Source organism: Mesorhizobium sp. CNPSo 4688, assembly GCF_057784295.1.
In genome coordinates this window covers 154574-170615 of the sequence record NZ_JBWLUY010000013.1, presented here as the reverse complement: position 1 = coordinate 170615, position 16042 = coordinate 154574, and the positions used below count along the sequence as shown (strand labels likewise).

At 60.9% G+C, this 16042-nt stretch carries 24 protein-coding genes and 1 pseudogene; 8 read left to right on the top strand and 17 right to left on the bottom strand.

From position 1 onward, the window contains the following. Window positions 1–582 precede the first annotated feature (582 nt). Window positions 583–816 (bottom strand): hypothetical protein, encoded by a 234-nt coding sequence (locus tag AC04SH_RS24720; RefSeq protein WP_477236337.1) that lies wholly within the window; start codon window positions 814–816, stop codon window positions 583–585. A gap of 273 nt (window positions 817–1089) precedes the next feature. On the opposite strand from AC04SH_RS24720, the gene AC04SH_RS24715 reads away from it, so the two are divergent. Further along, window positions 1090–1416 (top strand): hypothetical protein, encoded by a 327-nt coding sequence (locus AC04SH_RS24715; RefSeq protein WP_488577029.1) that lies wholly within the window; start codon window positions 1090–1092, stop codon window positions 1414–1416. Window positions 1417–1446: 30 nt separating this feature from the next. Here AC04SH_RS24715 and AC04SH_RS24710 read toward each other — a convergent pair whose 3' ends face one another. Together AC04SH_RS24710 and AC04SH_RS24705 are read right to left on the bottom strand one after the other, a co-directional pair. Continuing rightward, window positions 1447–1614: a hypothetical protein gene (locus AC04SH_RS24710; RefSeq protein ID WP_488577028.1), complete on the bottom strand. Its 168-nt coding sequence runs from the start codon at window positions 1612–1614 to the stop codon at window positions 1447–1449. Between the two features lie 54 nt (window positions 1615–1668). Beyond that, window positions 1669–3012, bottom strand: a complete 1344-nt coding sequence (locus AC04SH_RS24705) for a PAS domain S-box protein (RefSeq protein ID WP_488577063.1) — start codon at window positions 3010–3012, stop codon at window positions 1669–1671. A gap of 338 nt (window positions 3013–3350) precedes the next feature. Here AC04SH_RS24705 and AC04SH_RS24700 point away from each other — a divergent pair, with 338 nt between their 5' ends. The 5 genes from AC04SH_RS24700 (at window position 3351) to AC04SH_RS24680 (ending at window position 5826) form a co-directional block, all read left to right on the top strand. Further along, window positions 3351–3647: a hypothetical protein gene (locus AC04SH_RS24700; RefSeq protein ID WP_488577027.1), complete on the top strand. Its 297-nt coding sequence runs from the start codon at window positions 3351–3353 to the stop codon at window positions 3645–3647. A 149-nt stretch (window positions 3648–3796) separates the two neighbouring features. Next, window positions 3797–3964 (top strand): Thivi_2564 family membrane protein, encoded by a 168-nt coding sequence (locus tag AC04SH_RS24695; protein WP_023694668.1) that lies wholly within the window; start codon window positions 3797–3799, stop codon window positions 3962–3964. Between the two features lie 12 nt (window positions 3965–3976). Beyond that, window positions 3977–4270, top strand: a complete 294-nt coding sequence (locus AC04SH_RS24690; protein ID WP_488577026.1) for a hypothetical protein — start codon at window positions 3977–3979, stop codon at window positions 4268–4270. A 133-nt stretch (window positions 4271–4403) separates the two neighbouring features. Continuing rightward, window positions 4404–4883: a GFA family protein gene (locus tag AC04SH_RS24685; RefSeq protein ID WP_488577025.1), complete on the top strand. Its 480-nt coding sequence runs from the start codon at window positions 4404–4406 to the stop codon at window positions 4881–4883. Between the two features lie 382 nt (window positions 4884–5265). Then, entirely contained in the window at window positions 5266–5826 is a 561-nt protein-coding gene (locus AC04SH_RS24680; protein ID WP_488577024.1) for a hypothetical protein, read from the top strand. Here the strand turns inward: AC04SH_RS24680 and AC04SH_RS24675 are convergent. Continuing rightward, window positions 5823–6092 carry a hypothetical protein gene (locus tag AC04SH_RS24675; RefSeq protein ID WP_488577023.1) on the bottom strand — a complete coding sequence of 90 codons (270 nt, stop codon included), beginning with the start codon at window positions 6090–6092 and terminating at the stop codon, window positions 5823–5825. The genes AC04SH_RS24680 and AC04SH_RS24675 overlap by 4 nt on opposite strands. A gap of 168 nt (window positions 6093–6260) precedes the next feature. Here AC04SH_RS24675 and AC04SH_RS24670 point away from each other — a divergent pair, with 168 nt between their 5' ends. Next, window positions 6261–6455 (top strand): hypothetical protein, encoded by a 195-nt coding sequence (locus tag AC04SH_RS24670; protein WP_112392710.1) that lies wholly within the window; start codon window positions 6261–6263, stop codon window positions 6453–6455. Window positions 6456–6529: 74 nt separating this feature from the next. On the opposite strand, the gene waaF is transcribed toward AC04SH_RS24670, so the two are convergent. From waaF to AC04SH_RS24630, 8 genes are all read right to left on the bottom strand, one after another. Continuing rightward, a complete protein-coding gene (gene waaF / locus AC04SH_RS24665) occupies window positions 6530–7552 on the bottom strand; it encodes a lipopolysaccharide heptosyltransferase II (RefSeq protein ID WP_488577022.1) in 1023 nt (340 codons plus the stop codon). Further along, window positions 7549–8379 carry a glycosyltransferase gene (locus AC04SH_RS24660; RefSeq protein ID WP_488577021.1) on the bottom strand — a complete coding sequence of 277 codons (831 nt, stop codon included), beginning with the start codon at window positions 8377–8379 and terminating at the stop codon, window positions 7549–7551. Before AC04SH_RS24660 ends, waaF begins: the two co-directional genes overlap by 4 nt. A gap of 531 nt (window positions 8380–8910) precedes the next feature. After that, window positions 8911–9429 carry a peptide-methionine (S)-S-oxide reductase MsrA gene (gene msrA, locus AC04SH_RS24655; RefSeq protein WP_488577020.1) on the bottom strand — a complete coding sequence of 173 codons (519 nt, stop codon included), beginning with the start codon at window positions 9427–9429 and terminating at the stop codon, window positions 8911–8913. Between the two features lie 68 nt (window positions 9430–9497). Further along, window positions 9498–9821, bottom strand: a complete 324-nt coding sequence (locus AC04SH_RS24650) for a hypothetical protein (RefSeq protein WP_477236314.1) — start codon at window positions 9819–9821, stop codon at window positions 9498–9500. Window positions 9822–9825: 4 nt separating this feature from the next. After that, a complete protein-coding gene (locus AC04SH_RS24645) occupies window positions 9826–10017 on the bottom strand; it encodes a hypothetical protein (protein WP_488577019.1) in 192 nt (63 codons plus the stop codon). Then, on the bottom strand, window positions 10002–10241 hold the full coding sequence (locus AC04SH_RS24640) for an ABC transporter permease (RefSeq protein WP_488577018.1): 240 nt from the start codon (window positions 10239–10241) through the stop codon (window positions 10002–10004). Before AC04SH_RS24640 ends, AC04SH_RS24645 begins: the two co-directional genes overlap by 16 nt. Before the next feature lie 96 nt (window positions 10242–10337). Further along, on the bottom strand, window positions 10338–10541 hold the full coding sequence (locus AC04SH_RS24635; RefSeq protein WP_477236309.1) for a Pam3-gp28 family putative phage holin: 204 nt from the start codon (window positions 10539–10541) through the stop codon (window positions 10338–10340). Beyond that, a complete protein-coding gene (locus tag AC04SH_RS24630; protein ID WP_488577017.1) occupies window positions 10538–11233 on the bottom strand; it encodes a glycoside hydrolase family 108 protein in 696 nt (231 codons plus the stop codon). Before AC04SH_RS24630 ends, AC04SH_RS24635 begins: the two co-directional genes overlap by 4 nt. A 99-nt stretch (window positions 11234–11332) precedes the next feature. Here AC04SH_RS24630 and AC04SH_RS24625 point away from each other — a divergent pair, with 99 nt between their 5' ends. Continuing rightward, the gene (locus AC04SH_RS24625; protein WP_477236305.1) at window positions 11333–11971 is read left to right on the top strand and encodes an FkbM family methyltransferase; all 639 of its coding nucleotides are present in this window, start codon (window positions 11333–11335) and stop codon (window positions 11969–11971) included. Window positions 11972–12050: 79 nt separating this feature from the next. Here AC04SH_RS24625 and AC04SH_RS24620 read toward each other — a convergent pair whose 3' ends face one another. The 5 genes and pseudogenes from AC04SH_RS24620 to AC04SH_RS24600 form a co-directional block, all read right to left on the bottom strand. Further along, window positions 12051–12182 carry a hypothetical protein gene (locus AC04SH_RS24620; RefSeq protein WP_488577016.1) on the bottom strand — a complete coding sequence of 44 codons (132 nt, stop codon included), beginning with the start codon at window positions 12180–12182 and terminating at the stop codon, window positions 12051–12053. A gap of 1085 nt (window positions 12183–13267) precedes the next feature. After that, a pseudogene (locus AC04SH_RS24615) lies at window positions 13268–13918 on the bottom strand (phage terminase large subunit family protein); the annotation flags it as partial. Window positions 13919–14465: 547 nt separating this feature from the next. Then, window positions 14466–15122 carry a terminase large subunit domain-containing protein gene (locus AC04SH_RS24610; protein ID WP_488577062.1) on the bottom strand — a complete coding sequence of 219 codons (657 nt, stop codon included), beginning with the start codon at window positions 15120–15122 and terminating at the stop codon, window positions 14466–14468. Further along, window positions 15073–15471 carry a hypothetical protein gene (locus tag AC04SH_RS24605; RefSeq protein ID WP_488577015.1) on the bottom strand — a complete coding sequence of 133 codons (399 nt, stop codon included), beginning with the start codon at window positions 15469–15471 and terminating at the stop codon, window positions 15073–15075. Before AC04SH_RS24605 ends, AC04SH_RS24610 begins: the two co-directional genes overlap by 50 nt. Continuing rightward, window positions 15464–15874, bottom strand: a complete 411-nt coding sequence (locus AC04SH_RS24600; RefSeq protein WP_488577014.1) for a hypothetical protein — start codon at window positions 15872–15874, stop codon at window positions 15464–15466. Before AC04SH_RS24600 ends, AC04SH_RS24605 begins: the two co-directional genes overlap by 8 nt. Window positions 15875–16042 lie beyond the last annotated feature (168 nt).

The following is a 16042-nucleotide window of genomic DNA, read 5'->3' as shown; positions in this document are numbered from 1 at the left end:
AGCGCAGCGGCCTGCCGTGAGCTGCCGTCCGCGAAACTTCGCTGTTGCCAAGGTCGTGGCTTATATAATTAAATTCTAATTTATCCTTTCCGGGTATGAATAGCTTAGCCGTGTTTCGGCCTTGGGGTTTTCAGATGGTCCAGATTCTCGAAAGGGAATGCCGTGTTTCGGAGAACGAGGCCTTGCAGGCGCGCCCGATGGAATGTCCGCGCTGCCAAGGAGCCCGCAAGGTCTTTGTTTGCGCCCGATGGATGAGTTCGAACGGACATTGCTGCCCCGGGGGGACACATCAGCTCAGCTGCCCAGGTCACAGTGTCGCCTGTCTGGAGTGTGGCGGACGGGACACTTGAACTGATCTCAAAACAATCCCGACAAGATTGCTGTGAGACGCCCAGCATGTTCCGGTTCGACGTGCCGGTGCGCAAATCTCCCGGAAACGAAAAAAGCCCGCCCCGGCGAACCGGAGCGGGCTTGCAGCCATAGCGGTAAGTATCCCGCTGCGAGTGAGCCGCGTGCGTTTTCCGCCACACACCCGCACATATTTGATAGCGGCATTTCCGATTGATGTTAGTCGCCGCCGGATTATTCGCCCGGCTGTCCGCCATTCGCGCTGCTGCCCAGAATTCCAAAGTCCTGCGACTTTGCTCCTTGCCCGGCAGTCAGGAATCCGTCGGCATCGAGGCCGCGCCGCAGCAGTTCCCGCACCGCCGCGGACCGGCTTGGCATGCGCTTTTCGAAGCGCCAGTTCTCCAAGGCAGCCAATTCCTCGGCCGTCAGCATGATCTGCAGTCGCTCGGGTCGTTCGAGTTCGGCCATTTTGCGCTCCAACCGCCAGAACCAAAAATACAACTAGTTAGTATGTGGCTCAATAGGAGCATAATTAGGAGTCTCCGCACGATGCGTCAAGAACGCCTAATTGGTAACTCACATCCAAGACCAACGATGAGAGTGAAGCGTCGGTTGCACACCATGCACCACCTACTAACTAATTGATTTATTTTGATAATTTTGAATATTTTACTTGTCATTCGACGATGACCGGCGCATATTGATGAGGAGGGATAAACCATCTCAAAGGGAGGTTTTTCCATGCGCTACGGATATTCGGATCGGCTGCGGGAGGACCTCAACTCACAGGTCCTGGCCGCCCTTCGGTCCCGGGGAATAATCAATATCGCGACGGTCGCCGAGGAAGTGCGAGTGCGCAATCTGGACGAGAACATCGCGCTCGAAGACGTCGAGCGCCTCGTGATGCAAGTGGCGCAACTCTACGGCGCTGTCATGGAATTCGATGGGCTGACCGCCATCGAAGCGGGGAGATTCAACCCATTGCCGGAAAATCGGCATGAACTGCCTGGCGACGACAGTGTCGACGCCATCGATAGCCATACCCGAAGTGCCATGCTGGAGGGATAGCCGCACCATCAGCCGGCAAATCGGCCTGCCTTATCTGTTCTTCAGTATTCGCGCCTCGCGCAACAAGGAGTTGCGGTCAGTGCCGATCATCTCAATGAGGCTGCGCGCCTCGTCCAATGTGATGCCGGTTTCTTTGGCCAATGCGCTTGCCAGGAAAGCCTCTTCGCCCATCTTCCGGGCCTGTTCGTCATTTTCCATCGACCGAGCCTTCTCTCGATATGGCAGAATCACGCGGCAGAACGATTGTTACCTTCAATCGAGCGCCATATCGGCGAAAGATGTTTGGACGGAGCGCAGCGGCGCTTCGAGCGTCCAGACCACACCCTCTTCGTCAAAATCCAACTGTCCGGTACCGCCGACGGCCTGTGGCGCGACCCGCTTGAGGACCACAGATCCAAAACCGCGGCGCGTGATCCCGCCCATGGTCGGCCCACCCAGCTCACGCCAGATCAAGCGAAAAACATCGGTGCCGTCGGTCGCCGGTGCCGTATCCCATTCGATTTCGACTCGTCCGCCGTGGCGCGACAGCGCTCCGTGCTTTGCCGAATTGGTGGCTAGTTCGTGGAAGGCGATACCGAGATACTGGACGGCATTCGGCTGAAGCGTGATCACCGGTCCAGCCATCGACAGACGATCCTGCGCCGCGAACGCCTTGAGCTGCGCCTGGATCAGGTCGCCGACGGTGGCGCCCCGCCATTCTGCCTCCACCAGGAGATCATGGGAATCCGAAAGCGCCGTGATGCGCTCTCGCACCTGTTCGAGGAAAGCGGCCGGCGTGCCCGCCGACTTGGTGGTCTCGCGGATCATCGAGATGATGACCGAGTATTGGTTCTTCACGCGATGGTTGACTTCGCGCATAAGCAGACGGATGCGACGCTCGCTCTCCTTGTGGGAGCTGATATCGCGTGCGATCTTGGAAGCGCCGATGATACGCCCAATGCCGTCGCGAACCGGCGAGACGGTCAGCGAGACCGGGACGAGGCTGCCGTCCTTGCGCCGGCGCATGGTTTCGTATGATGGCACACGCTCGCCGGCACGTATGCGCGAGATGATCAACTCCTCCTCGCCGAGGCGCTCGGGTGGAATGAGCATCGTCACCGGCCGGCCGATTGCCTCAGCGGGCGTGTAGCCGAACAAATGTTGGGCCGCATCGTTCCAGCTGGTGATGATGCCGTTGATGTCCTTCGAAACGATTGCGTCCATGGACGATTCGACAATCGCGGCAAGTCGCATTCGCGCCTCGTCGGCCTGCGTCTGCGTGCGCAGGTCAAGCAGCGTGTTGATGGCGCCGACAATTTCGCCCGATTCGTCGCGAAGCAGGCGCGGGTGGGCTCTGAACGGAATAAGTTCACCGTCCGGTCGCTCCGCAATCGCTTGATCCCACGGAATATCGCGTCCTTCAAGCATGGAGATTGCCATTGGGCACTCGCCATGCGCCATCGGCCGGCCATCGAGATGTCGCAGCTTCCAGGAGCCGCACCAAAGGTCTTTGCCTATTACAGGACTGTGCCCCCACAGATCAGCCGCGGCCTCGTTGAAGAATGTGATACGGCCTTGTTTGTCGATTGTGTAGACGGCAACGGGCAACGCCTCCATCAAATGGGCAGAGGAGACTCCTGGAATTCCAGGCTCCAGCTGTTGGACGACATCAGCATATTCCCCTGCCACGAATTCCCCTGCATGCTCGAGTTTTTGCAGCTTGCTGCAATAGCTGAAATGCACGCGCGAGGTTTCGGTTCCCGTCGCACCCTTAGAGCGACCGTTGTTCTCCTGCGGAAGGGCGATTTCGTACGCGGGCGGCGTCGATTTCGGGGCTCGCGCAAAAATGCCGACCACCAAGCGCAACCCAGGTCAACTTTGTCGGAACCTTCGTCAACCCGAGCGGTTCCCCGCTAGGTCGCAATGCGACGAGTTTCGAAAAATGGAGAAACACCATGTTTATGAAAATCCTTGCAGCTTCAGCCCTTACCGTCGGCCTGGCGACCTCGGCGATGGCGCAGAGCGCTGACGGCGGTGGCAGCGGCAAATCGGTTGTGGTCACGCCCGATCCGGCCGATCCCAACGCCGTTGATCCGAGCGCAACCTACAGCACCAACGGCATGAACGGCGCGCTAAACTCGAATGCCGATGAAAACTGTGCCGCCAGCCCGCAGGGCGCCCAGCCCGACGCCAACGCTAAGTCGCCGGGAACTGTGTCGCCAACGGTGAACGACAACCATTGCGGCAAGTAAGCTGCGATCACCATCAGCTTAAGGCCGCGGAACGCAGTTTCGCGGCCTTGCTGTAACCGGGCAGGCTCGCGCTGACAGGAACCAATTGCCGGTCGGAGCGTTTGCCGCTGCATACTCTTTTTCAGATATAGCCAAACGGAGTGAGGGACATGGCGTCATCGGTACTTATCGGCATTCTGATCACCTTTCTGGTGATCATCCTGGTGCTCTATCTCGTTCAGCGCCTGCCGCTCGACGGCCGCACCAGACAGATCGCACAGATCGTCGTCATCATTATCGGCATCATTTCGCTGCTGAAATATCTGGCGGTGTTCTAGTATAAAGCCGCCATGAGATTCCAAAGGCTCGCATGGATCGTCGGAACAGCGTTGTTTGCCGCAACCACCACGGCCTACGCGCGACCGGACACGCGCACGATGACCTGCGATGAGACCCAGCGTCTGATCCAGAGTCATCACTCGGCGGTGCTGACGACCGGCCAAAACACTTACGATCGCTACGTCCGCCAATTCGGCAACGACTGCGACTGGCCGGAGGTGCCGGTCGCCGCCTCCGTTCCAACACGTGATGGGCAATGCCGCGTCTATTGGTGCCGGGAGCCGGTGTTCGACTTCCCGAACTGACGGAGCCAACTGCGCGCGCCAGAAAATGCACTGCGCGAGGCAATGCGGAACCCTTGCGCTCCGCGTGAATTGATTCTGCGCATGGCGCTGCGAGGTGTAGCGGTGTGATGCCCAACAAGACGGAGGAGCGGTCATGCCCAATGATACAAGGCGAAGCGGCAGCTGCCTTTGCGGCGGCATCCAGTTTTCGGTGACGGGAGATCCCTTTCGGATTGGCCTTTGCCATTGCAAGGACTGCCGCAAGGCCAGTGGGTCGACTTTTTCGGCGTTCGCGGTGTGGCCGCTCGAGGCGTTTGAAACGACGGGTATCGTCAGCAGCTATGGCGACAGAAGCTTTTGTCCAACCTGCGGCGGCCGGGTTCCGCTGGTTCGTGAGAATGAGGTGGAGGTGACAATTGGCAGCCTCGATGAGGTCCCCACCGAAGGACTGGAGCCCAATTATGAGCTCTGGGTCAACCGCCGCGAACACTGGTTGCAACCATTGCCTGGCGCCCGGCAGTTCGAGCATGACCGGGTGGAAGACGGGTCGACAAATGATGGCCTGACAGCTGAACCGGTTTCTGAAGGCGCTGAAACGCCGTTAAGCCATTTGTCGCGACGCAAATCTGCGTAGTTGTACGCACCGCAGAGCCTTAGCCAGTCGAAGCGCAAAAAGGCCCGCCTTGGCGTCGAGCCAAAGGCGGGCGGTTGATTGTCTGGCTTGTGCTGCGGTTACCGCGGAACCATTGTTGCCCATGCCTGGCTCGACGCTCGCCGTCTTTTTGTAACCGGCAATCGATTTACCGGGCAGCGGCCAGTTGGAATTCGTCTTGCGGTTGCGGAGCGGCGCTGGTTTATTTAAAAACGAGAGCTTATATCGTTACGCCAACTATGCTGTCCAAGTATGTTTGGCGTGACATAAAGAAATCTTGCCAGCTCGTACAAAAGGACGACTTGTTTGTTTCCTTTTTTGTTCCATAGTGTGGCGAATCTTGAAGCCGAATGAGGCGGTTTTCATGCAGTCAGCGCATGGGCAGGGTGGCAGTCCGCACGTGCAATATCCACCGATTGATGGGTTCTGGACCTGGGACATCAAGCGTGACCGCGTTTACGGCGACGCCAATCTTTCTGACTATTTCGGGCTGACGCTCGAAGAGTTCTCGCACGGCGCATCCATGGAAAGATGCATGCAGAGCATCGACGCCGAAGATCGGCCACGGGTGCATATCGCGATCCGCAAGGCGGTGGAGCGGAGAGCGGGGTTCAGGGAGATCTATCAGGTCCGCTCAGACAAGATGGGGCTTCGCCGGATACTGGCAGTTGGCCAATGCTATGTGGACGGCCAGGGAGAAGCAGCCTTGTACCCCGGCTGGTTCATCGATCTGACCCGCAATGTCGATTCGGGCGAGACAGCACTTCGCGAGATCCACCGCCATATCGAACAGGCCAAGGAGATCTCACAGTCTATGGGACAGGACCTGCTGTTCTATCTTCTAGAAAATGCCCAGGAAGAGGCGCAGCAACGCCTTGACGGCAGGACGATGAGGCGCAAATCGGCTTGGAGCAGACATTGTTAGCTTTTGCGGGCAATCTCACCGCGGCCGCGGAGTTCAGCCGTCACCATGCGGGCAAAATGGCTTTGAGGCGAGCGGCGCTCCAGCAAGCTGGCGCGCTCAAGAGCAGCGTCGCCGTAAAACTCGACCAACACCGTCGCTGCGCTGGCGGCGTCGACCCTGAGCCGGCCAAGGTCGGCGTGTCCGTCCCGGCTGGACGACGCGCTGCCGGCAATGACATCCAGCATGGCCTGCATCTTGTCGGGGAAACTACCCTCGTCTTCGTGCATCGTCGCGGTCCGATTGGCGGCGTAAAATATCGACATTTTTGCAAAAAGCGCAATAGGGTCGTTGATCGAAAGCTAATACAACCTGATACAGCTCCACCGTGAGCTTTTTCGCAATCTTCATGCAAGCATAGTCAGCGCAAAGTTCATGTGCAGACATTGGGGGCACCGATGGACCAGCCGAGCAAGATGGAAAACCTGCAGTTCGCGCAAGGGATACTGCGGGAACTTCGGCAGAAAGCTGAAGCCGACGGCGAGAAGCTTCTGACCTATCTCATCGATATGGCTTACCTTGAAGCCAGTGATCGCATTCGCGCGCATTGGGTCGGCAATCACGAGCCCGAAAGCCGCAGGGCCAAGGGGTAAAGCCGAAACGGAGCGATGGCGGCGCCCTCACGGGCGCGTTTTGGATCAGGCGCCGGAGGCCATCCAGACCACCGTCAGTTGTGAATACCGGCTGAAAGGCCAGCCAGCACCTCCCTCACCCGGGTTTCGCTGATCCCGCGCGTATCCTTGACCCAGCTGGGCGTCGAGAGCGGCGGCTCGATAAAGCGAACATGGCTGTTCACCGGACCGTGCACGTAGGGGCGATTTAGCCCGTAGATAAGCGCACATGGGACGTTCAGGGCAGCGGCGGCGTGCGAAATGCCGCCGTCAACCCCCAGAAACATGGTCGACGCAGCGATCTGGCACATCGCATCAGCAATCGATGGGGTCGAGGTGAAGTCGATTGCCTCAGGAATGGCGGCGCGGATTTTTACAGCACCGGCGCGCTCGCGCGGTCCGCCGACAATCCAGATTGCCCAGCCGCGAGCATGGTGGTCTCTGGCCACCGAGATGAAGCGCTCTATGGGCCACGAGCGGAAATTTTCGATGTCTGCCGTATAGAGCGCCAGCGCCGGCCGGCCGGCGTCTATCTTCTGGCGTTGGCGCCATTCGCCCAGCTCGGCCGGATCGACCACAAGCCGGGGCGCCGGCCATTCTGTCCCCGCAGCCGGCTTTTCGCCAAGAGAGGCAATCGAGCAGACCTCCTCGAAGAGCCGCGTCTTGCGCGGGCCGAAAGCCCATAGATGTGCCAGCCAGCCGGCGGGGAAGCGATTGAGGAGGCCGAATTGCAATTCCTGTGGATAGCCGATGCGCTCCTCAATGCCGGCCAAGAACGCCATTAGCGCCGCCTTGGTGCTGCTGGTCATCAGATAGGCCGTCCCGTAGTTCTCCTTTCGCAACGCGCCGACAAGGCGGCCGCGCTCTGCAAAACCGGGCCGCTGATGACGCTTGGCAAGCGCCCAGCCTTTCCTGACATGCGGCATCAGGCGCGCCAGTGGTGCCGCGACCGGCGAGGTGACGACATCGATGGGGCGACCGGGAAATCGCTCGGCAATGATCTGGATGGCGGAGTGGCAACGGACGAAGTCGCCGACCGCCGGAAAGCCGACGAGCAGGATTGGATCGGTGGTCGTCAAGGAAGCTCTTCGCCGTCAAGGATGCGGGCATAGAGATCCAGATAGCTACGCGCCGCTTTCTGAATCGGAAATCGCGTCGCAGCCGATTCCCGGCATTGCTGAGGCGTAAGGTCGGCGACGGCTTCGAAAGCGGCCGCAAATTCTTCATCGCTCTCGAAGAAGCGCCCGCTGTCGGCATCGACGGTCTCGGGCAACGCGCCTCGCGGAGTCGTCAGCACCGGAGTGCCGCACAGCATGGCTTCGACCGGTGCGTTGCCGAACGGCTCCTCCCAGGCGATCGGATTGAGGAAGGCTCGCGCCTCACCGAGAAGGCGAAGCTTGGGCTCGCCGTCAACGATGCCGTGGAAACGGTATCGGCTGCCAAGGCTCTTGAAAAACAAACCTTCGCGGCGGGTCTGACTTCGGCCCAGCAGCTTCCAACGCGAACCACCGGCGATATCGAGACCGAAATCGAACTTTTTGGCGAGATCGACGGCGCGGTTGAGGCCTTTGCTCGATCGCGCAATGCCTGCGAGAAACAGCAGGCGGTCGCCCTTTGCCGCCGACAAACGATAGTCGTCTACCGGAAAGCCATTGTAGACGAAGGTTTTGCGTCCATGCTGGCGGGCATGATTGGCGCTGATAAAACTCCAGTTCGCAACCGGCATGGGTTGATCCGGCATAAAGCCGCGCTGTGTATTCAGCGTTGGAAATGGCACCTCGACGGGCCAGCTGTGCGTGTGGACGATTTGCGTGTCGCGCGGAATGGCCGCCCGGCATTCGGCATCGGTTGACGCATGCCGGACTTCGTAGAGCGGATGGCTGGAGCCAGGGCCGGCGACCACCACGACATGATGGCCGAGACGAACCATCTCTGTGGCCAGCCATTCGACCTGACGCTGAATCCCGCCGTAGCCCCGACAGGGGATTACGCCCTTCAAAACGAGCGTCACCCGCATTGACCTGCCTCACAATCCTCTCAAAGACGGTTCAGTTGCGTCACCGGCTGGGCATTGTCAAGGTCGCGCCCAAATCGCCAAAAGCCGCGCCCACTGTCAGCGTTGCGCCTTTGTCCCGGGTTACGAAATCGTTAATCAGCGCTTGCTACTATGCCGAATGACCAAGAATCTCGGCAATGCACCCAGGATCCTCCCCACGCAACAGCCAAAGAGTTCCACTCTTGGCCGGCTGGCGCCTGCCCTGTTTCCGCTGGTCGTCGCCGCGCTTGGATATATGATCGGCCGGCAATTCTTCGGCTTCTAGGCCACCCTCTCCGGATACGCTCGCGGCGGAAACGCCGCGAACAAACGCAAAAAACGCCACACCCTTTCGGGTGCGGCGCTCTGAACCGATACCGGTATCGGCCCGTTATGGCTGTGTTACGAAACGGCCTTTTCGCGGACCGGAAGCTTCCAGCCCGGCCTGACGAAGTGGCAGGTGTAGCCGTTGGGATATTTCTCGAGATAGTCCTGATGTTCGGGCTCGGCCTCCCAGAAATCGCCCACCGGAGCAAGTTCGGTGACCACCTTGCCGGGCCACAGTCCCGAGGCATCGACATCGGCAATGGTGTCTTCGGCGACGCGCTTCTGCTCGTCACTGGTGTAGAAGATCGCCGAGCGGTAGCTCATTCCAACATCGTTGCCCTGCCGGTTCTTCGTGGTCGGATCGTGGATCTGGAAAAAGGATTCGAGCAGCGTGCGAAAGCTGATCCTGGCCGGATCGAAAATGATCTCGATGGCTTCGGCATGGGTGCCGTGGTTGCGGTAGGTGGCATTAGGCACATCGCCGCCGCTGTAGCCGACACGGGTCGAGATCACGCCGGGATAGCGCCGGATCAGATCCTGCATGCCCCAGAAACAGCCGCCGGCAAGCACTGCACGTTCGGTGGACGTCGCCATATCATACCTCCTTTGGATTGCTCCTTAAGTAGGCATTGTCGCTGGCTTCTTCCAGCACCTCAAGTGCGTCACTTGTCGACAGCCGGCCTGAACCGCCGCACGATCACCTCGAAGACGATGTCGGAAATCCACATTGCCGAGACGCCGATCAGGAAGGCGGCGGCAAGTGTCGTGGTGTCGTCGGCCGGATCTGGAATGGGCATCCCCGTCGCCTTGAACCAGGCAACGGCGGGCAGCGTCAGATAGGCCGCCGCCAGCGCCCCGCAGATCGGCGAAGCGATCATCTCGCGCAGCTTGTAGCGATGGCGCGACAGCGCCCGCAGCACGCCGCCGGCCAGTCCGGCGGCGACGACGGGACCCTTGATGCCAAGTATGTCGAAGAGGTCGTGCATCGGCTTAAAGCCTCCATCCGCAGAGCTTTTGTCCTTTGCGGTTGTGCGCCAAGAGCGCTCTCGCCTCGGCGTCCGACAGTGCATCGACGGCCCTGGCCGACAGACGCAGCGGGTTCGAAACCGCGCAGAAGCCGCCCGAAGCCGTCGTGCAACCGGCCAGCGCCACGAGCAGCGCAAGCATCAGTCCCTTGCCCATGATTTCAGCTCCTTTCGAACAGCGTCCGCCGGCAGTGCGCCGATGTCGTTCTGCACCTGGTCGGCGACCGCGCGCGCCGCGGCTTCAGCGGCCGCCTGTCTGCCGCGCTCGGCCTTGGCGCCGGCCAGGCGCTGGTGAAAACCCCAGCAAAGGGCGCCGATGGCCGATGCCAGGAAGCCCAGCAGCGCTTTGTTGGCGAGCAGGCCGGCGAGGAGCGCGCTCACAGCAGCCACCCGGCAACGAGCCCGGCCGCGAAGCCGATGGCGTAGGGTTTGGCGGCCTCGAGATAGGCGATGAGCAGTTGTTGCAACCCTTCCATGTCAGTGCGCCCAGCCGAATTTGCGGGAAAGCCAGTGCCAGGTCTCGGTGACCGACGCGATGGCAAGACCGGCGGCGACCTCCAGTCCCGCCTGGATGTCGGGATCGGAGGAAAACGCTGCAGCGTCGTCGGCGCCGAGCAGGCCACGCGCGACCAAAACGCCGGCGCCGTAACGCAGGCCGATGCGGATGAGGACGGCGATCATGTCGAACTCCTTGCGAAAATGGATTTCAGGATCTGAAGCAGCGTGGCCCAGAACGGCAGGCGTTCGACGGGAGGCGCAGCCCCGGCCGGCGCAGGCGATGGCGTAGAGCCGGGTGCGGTGGATGGCCCGGGCGGATGTCGTGGGCCTGAGGGATCCGGCGAAGGTGCGGGAGCGGGCTGAGGGGCAGACATCAACAGCGCCTGGGAACGGACCGACCGGACGCGGTCGCTCCAGCCCTTGCCAAAAACCGGCCAGGTCGGAAGCCGTCGCAGGAATGCCAGCCGGGCGTCGCAGAGGTCGTCGATGACGGCGCCCGATGGCCTGGCGCCGACGGCGCTCAGCGTGGCCGGGCCGATCCTGCCGTCCTGCACCGCGCCCACCGCCGCCTGCAGGTTTTTCGCCGCCCTGCCCGGCCCGCTGTTCACGGCAAAGTCGAATACGGCGTAATCGACACCGCCGGGAAGTTCAGCGCCGGCCACGGCGTCCCAATAGAAGCGGCGATAGACGGTCGCCACCTGGTCGTTTGTGATCGCGCGCAGATCAGCTTTTGTGGCGTCCGCCTTCACATAGCGGCGGAAGTTGGCCAGCGTCACACCCTTCATGGTGGCGCCGCCGGGATCGGCCGGATTGTCGGACCAGCCCCCTTCCGATTTGAGGACGAGCGAAAGTGCCCACGCGAAATTGCGGTCCATGGGAGTGCCTCTTTGGTTGTGGACGGAGAAGTCGCCGAAAGCGGCTAGACTTCGGATAGCGATGGGATTATTTGCCTGTTTATGTTGAAGGAAAGCTATTTGGAATTCGCGGTGCGCTGGCATCTCTATCGCAAGTGGCATATGCCACCGCGACCAAACAGGCAGGCCGAATATGACTTCCACCGCACAATGAAAACCGTCCGTGCTGGCGGTTTGTTCATCGACCTTGGTGCCAATGTCGGAGACGTTACGAGACACGCTCTCGACTACGGGATGAGAGTAATCGCTTTCGAGCCCGACCCTGTTGCTCGACAGGTTTTGACGGCACGGTTTGGCAAAAGCAGCCGCGTGACGATCATCCCCAAGGCTATCGGCGGCTCGGCCCGGACGGCTATATTTCACCAAGCATCCAAAATCGACGCGACCCGGACAGAAGCGTCATCCCTTTTCGAAACGAAACACAACGCCAAAGGGACCGCGTTTGAGGTCGAAGTGGTCGACATCGTTCAATTCCTGCGAGGGCTTCAAGAGCCCATCGCCGTGATCAAGATGGACATAGAAGGCGCGGAAGCGGAGTGCCTCGAAGCCATCATGGATGCGGGCATCCACCATTCGATCGGCAAGATTTTGGTCGAAACGCATGAGCGGTTTTCGCCAGACCTGGCGGAAAGGATCGGCAATTTGCGCGACCGGATCGAGCGAGAAGGCATCCGCAACATAAACATGGACTGGGGCTAAGGCGACAGTATCTCCGCAGGATTGAGCCGGAGCGTCTGGACAAGCCCGACCGCGTCGGGACCGTTGCCAGTATCGACCCTCATTTGCGATCAGCCCAGACCTGGCGCGCGTCGTCGGGAGCTTCTGGCACCTCGGTCGCACCGCCGGGCGGTTCGGAGCCTTCGAAACCGCCGATGTAGATGCCATTGCCGTCAACGAAATATTTTGCCATAGGATGATAATCTTTCCATCACTTCGGGAGCGATGAAATGCTGATGTTTCTTGCTGGTTTCGTGTTGGGAATAGTTGCGTGCATAGGCGGCATTCAGGCTTTTGCCTGGTGGGTGGATCGCGGCTTCGAATCCGCAGCTAAGCCCAAGCCCTGACAACTAGTCTCCAGCTGGCAGGGGTTACATTAAATAGATTTCCGGTTGTTTTGTTGAATATTGGTATGACACCAGATCCATAACGAACACCAATATTCGTAGCGTCCGGGATGAAAATTGAAAGACCATTATTGCCGCTACCTTGTTGGTTCGTATTTGGATTTATTTTAACTTCGTCACCTATGGAGTAGCCACCTTCTGCCGTTGTGCATTGAAGAACCGCCAGATAAAGTTTGGGCTTCACGCCAAGCCCATGCGCCAGCGTCAGTGCACCGCCAACAGTAATGGTTTGCTGGGTGCTTTCAAACGACTTGGCGAAAGGCACAGTTGCCCACGCTGGCTGACCGGTTGCCAGTTGAAGTAGCTGCCCATCTGATCCTTTGGCGAGGCGCCCCCAAGTTCCCACACCTGTGCCGTAGATGAGGTCTCCGGCAACGGCCGTGCCGATGCCAGCCAAAGCCGTCAAGACTGTCGACGCAGCCTGATAGACCGAAGAAAGGGCTGCAATCGCTGTCGTGACAAACCCCGTCGTCGCAAGCTGCGTCGTGTTGGTGCCGGGCGCCGCCGTGGGCGCTGCCGGCACGCCTGTAAATGTCGGGCTGGCCTTTGGCGCCAGGCTCGACACCGCAACCCCACTGTCCTTGGCCAGCTTGCCCGTCGTCCCGTTGAAGGTGGTGATGTTGTCGGCGATCGCCGAGGCCGGGCCGACGATCAGGTCGGTCACCTTGACACCACTATCCTTGCCCACCTTGCCTGTCGTGCCGGCGAACGTGACAATGTTGTCGGTCACCGAAGACGCAGGCCCCGAAAAATCCCCCGTCCCTGTCCCGTCGGCGCCCTTGTCGCCGGCGCGGTCGAACATCAGCCAGATGCCATTGGCCGTCGTCGGCAAGGTGCCGGCGCCGCTAACACAGGCGAGCGTCAGCTTGCGGTACCGTGTCGCGGCCATCAAATCGTCGCGCAGCTTGACCACCTGGCCGTCCTTGCGGTGGTAGAGCCGAAATTCCTCAAACCAGGACAGCAGCGTCGAAAACACCTTGAAGCGGCCGGATTGCATGCGGTCGAGCATCTCCATCAGCCCGGCCTCGACCGAGACCGAGCCGTCGGCAAAGCGGGCGTGGCCCGCAAGCATGTTCAGCCCGTGCGCGGCATATTGTTTGGCCAGCGCCGTGCCCGCCGCTTCCAGCGTCTCGCGGCGGCCGTCGCGCGGCCAGGCCCAGGGCAGCCATTCGCCCCAGGGTTTGAGCGCCAGCACCTGCATGGCCGGCGTCTGCTGCGAAGCGCGGGCCGCCTTGGTGACATAGACGACATCGGCCTCCGTATCCCAGGCGAGCTCGACGGCGGCCGACGGATGGTCCCAGCCGAAATCGAGTGCGCCGATACGCGGCCAGTAGCGCGGCAGCCGGAACGGCTCGCAGGCGATCAGCTCCTCGGCAAGCGGAAAGATGCGGCCGGAGCCGAGCACCGGAATGCCCTTGGCTCTGGCTTCACGTTCATGCTCGGGATAGGCGGCAATGATCGCGGCACGCTCCTGCGGCGAATAGTGTTCGGCATCGTCGATGGTCATGAAGGTGACGTGACGGGACATGCCTCACCTCGGTCATTGATGGCCAGGAAGGGTCAAATCTTGCCGGATCTGCGTCTGTCAGCCGGCGGCCAATGGTATTCTCAATGGGACGCTAATATACATAGACGCTCCAGCAAGCAGCGCCTGCCGGATGCTTGAGGAATGCCATGCGAAGATTCATCTTCACGGCGATGTGTATCGCCGCCGCGACAGCCGCCAGTGCCCACGACTGGTACCAAGACAGGGTTGACCCACAGACGAAATTCAAATGTTGCGGTGGTTCTGATTGCCGCGCCATACCTCGGTCTTCGGTGCGGTCCAGGATCGACGGTGGTTACATCTATTTGCCGCATAATTTCATCATCCCGCCGGACCGCGTGCAGGAATCCCCAGACGGCCAATACCATATCTGTGAAGGTACCTACATCATAACCAATCAGCTGTATTTGCGTTGCTTCTTTGCGCCTCGTGTAAAGATCTCCCTACTTCTTCCGCATTGAGGTAGATACCGGGCGTCGCTGCGGCAGCACCGGCTCGCCCTCCCTCTGCGGGCGGCTCTACGTCACCCCCCCGCCCTGCCCTCCACCTCCTGCGCCGACAAAAACCGCAGCACCACATCCGACATGCCCAAGAGCGGCGTGAACGTGACAATGGTGATGCCGCCGGTGGCGTTTGTGCGGGTCAGGCCCTCGGAATAGATGTCGAGCGGCGGCTCCTCGTCGAACCAGACGCCGTGCAGCGTTTCGCCCTGCCACTTTTCGCGGCCTTTCTCAAAGCTCTTGAACGACAACACCGATTCATCGGCTTGCACGTCGCCGCCACCGCCCCAGCGCACCACGATGCTGTCGAGCGCGCCCGGCGCGCCGCGACCCATGGTGGTGTGCAAAATGGCGTCGGCGGGGATCATGCCGGTGCCCCAGGCGGCCTGCTGCTGCGGCGGGCCGACCAGCACGCGCTGCGGATTGTCGCGCGTGCCCTCGCCCGTCACGCCGGCCGCCCATAGCCGCACGGCGGTCTCGAAGGTCTTGCCTTGCCACCACCGGGGATAGCGGCCGGTGAGATGCATGGCCCATTCGGCGCCGCCGGCCCTGGTCTTGCCGAGCTGGTTGCCGGCCATGAACAGCCGCTCGCGGTTTTTGGCGCCGGCGGCGTGAAACTCGGCCTGGCGTTCATACGGCGTGTACGATGCAAGAAGATTGGTCCTGCGCCTGCGGTCCAGTTCCTGCAGCAGCGCCAGATAGTGGCGGCGTGCCGTCCGGCTGGTCGCCGAACGGACCGAGGACGGCTTCGAGGCCGCGGATGCGGCGGCGGATCTCGTCATCGCTCAGGCTTTCCAGATGGTCGATGGAGACATGTAAATCCTTGGGCAGCACCGATTGCACGATCTTCAGATACTGGTCGGGCTTGTCGGCCCTGACCGCGGCAATGACGCCAGCGCCGTGGGTGCGGAAATCGGCGCGCACCGCGTCGAGAAAATCGTCGCCAAGCGTCTTCTTCGTCCGCTTAGGGGCTGCGCCGGCGGGCGCTTTGCGGCCAGGGCGCGCACGCGGCGCCGTCCGGTCAGCCATGATCCAGGATCCCGGCGGGCTCAGCGTTGCTGGCGGCAACCTGCTTTGCCGGTCTCGCCCGCTTGATTTTGCCGGCCTTGCGCCGTTTTGCCTTCACCGGTTTCCGGGTGGTCTTGCGGTTGGCCGCATCAGCGGCTGGCGCGTGGCTGTTTTCGGCAGGCGCGGCTTTCAGGCTTGCCCTGGCAAGACCGATCGCGCTTGCGTCGTGCGCTCCGCGCGGAAAGCCGAAGCCGCCGATAGCATCGACCGGGCCGCCACGAACCATGCCGATCAGCACGCCCGGCACGACCGGCTCGACGCGACCGATACGCGCCTGCGGGGCAGCGCCTTCGAACAGGCCGATGGCGCTGACGAGCTCGCGGCCGTCATCGTCGGTGATGATGGTGGCATAGCGGTTGGACATGGGCTTCTCGCGGATAGTGCAGAATGAACCGAGGATAGCGTTCCTTCGCGCCCCCCTCTGTCCTGCCGGCATTCGGTTCTCGCAACAGATTGCCTGAAAAACAAAACCCGCCTTGGCGGCGGGTTGCTGGCGCAAATCAGCACCATGGAGAAATGATACGATAGCTGC

What these genes read in the sequence shown, in the direction of transcription:
- AC04SH_RS24695 (WP_023694668.1), top strand. Translation starts at nt 3,797, where the DNA reads ATGGCGTCATCGGTACTTATCGGCATTCTGATCACCTTTCTGGTGATC.
- AC04SH_RS24720 (WP_477236337.1), bottom strand. Translation starts at nt 816, where the DNA reads ATGGCCGAACTCGAACGACCCGAGCGACTGCAGATCATGCTGACGGCC.
- AC04SH_RS24700 (WP_488577027.1), top strand. Translation starts at nt 3,351, where the DNA reads ATGTTTATGAAAATCCTTGCAGCTTCAGCCCTTACCGTCGGCCTGGCG.
- AC04SH_RS24605 (WP_488577015.1), bottom strand. Translation starts at nt 15,471, where the DNA reads ATGGCTGACCGGACGGCGCCGCGTGCGCGCCCTGGCCGCAAAGCGCCC.
- AC04SH_RS24635 (WP_477236309.1), bottom strand. Translation starts at nt 10,541, where the DNA reads ATGATCGCCGTCCTCATCCGCATCGGCCTGCGTTACGGCGCCGGCGTT.
- AC04SH_RS24650 (WP_477236314.1), bottom strand. Translation starts at nt 9,821, where the DNA reads ATGCACGACCTCTTCGACATACTTGGCATCAAGGGTCCCGTCGTCGCC.
- AC04SH_RS24670 (WP_112392710.1), top strand. Translation starts at nt 6,261, where the DNA reads ATGGACCAGCCGAGCAAGATGGAAAACCTGCAGTTCGCGCAAGGGATA.
- AC04SH_RS24710 (WP_488577028.1), bottom strand. Translation starts at nt 1,614, where the DNA reads ATGGAAAATGACGAACAGGCCCGGAAGATGGGCGAAGAGGCTTTCCTG.
- AC04SH_RS24715 (WP_488577029.1), top strand. Translation starts at nt 1,090, where the DNA reads ATGCGCTACGGATATTCGGATCGGCTGCGGGAGGACCTCAACTCACAG.
- AC04SH_RS24690 (WP_488577026.1), top strand. Translation starts at nt 3,977, where the DNA reads ATGAGATTCCAAAGGCTCGCATGGATCGTCGGAACAGCGTTGTTTGCC.
- AC04SH_RS24675 (WP_488577023.1), bottom strand. Translation starts at nt 6,092, where the DNA reads ATGCACGAAGACGAGGGTAGTTTCCCCGACAAGATGCAGGCCATGCTG.
- AC04SH_RS24685 (WP_488577025.1), top strand. Translation starts at nt 4,404, where the DNA reads ATGCCCAATGATACAAGGCGAAGCGGCAGCTGCCTTTGCGGCGGCATC.
- AC04SH_RS24645 (WP_488577019.1), bottom strand. Translation starts at nt 10,017, where the DNA reads ATGGGCAAGGGACTGATGCTTGCGCTGCTCGTGGCGCTGGCCGGTTGC.
- AC04SH_RS24630 (WP_488577017.1), bottom strand. Translation starts at nt 11,233, where the DNA reads ATGGACCGCAATTTCGCGTGGGCACTTTCGCTCGTCCTCAAATCGGAA.
- AC04SH_RS24680 (WP_488577024.1), top strand. Translation starts at nt 5,266, where the DNA reads ATGCAGTCAGCGCATGGGCAGGGTGGCAGTCCGCACGTGCAATATCCA.
- AC04SH_RS24620 (WP_488577016.1), bottom strand. Translation starts at nt 12,182, where the DNA reads ATGGCAAAATATTTCGTTGACGGCAATGGCATCTACATCGGCGGTTTC.
- AC04SH_RS24705 (WP_488577063.1), bottom strand. Translation starts at nt 3,012, where the DNA reads ATGGAGGCGTTGCCCGTTGCCGTCTACACAATCGACAAACAAGGCCGT.
- AC04SH_RS24600 (WP_488577014.1), bottom strand. Translation starts at nt 15,874, where the DNA reads ATGTCCAACCGCTATGCCACCATCATCACCGACGATGACGGCCGCGAG.
- msrA (WP_488577020.1), bottom strand. Translation starts at nt 9,429, where the DNA reads ATGGCGACGTCCACCGAACGTGCAGTGCTTGCCGGCGGCTGTTTCTGG.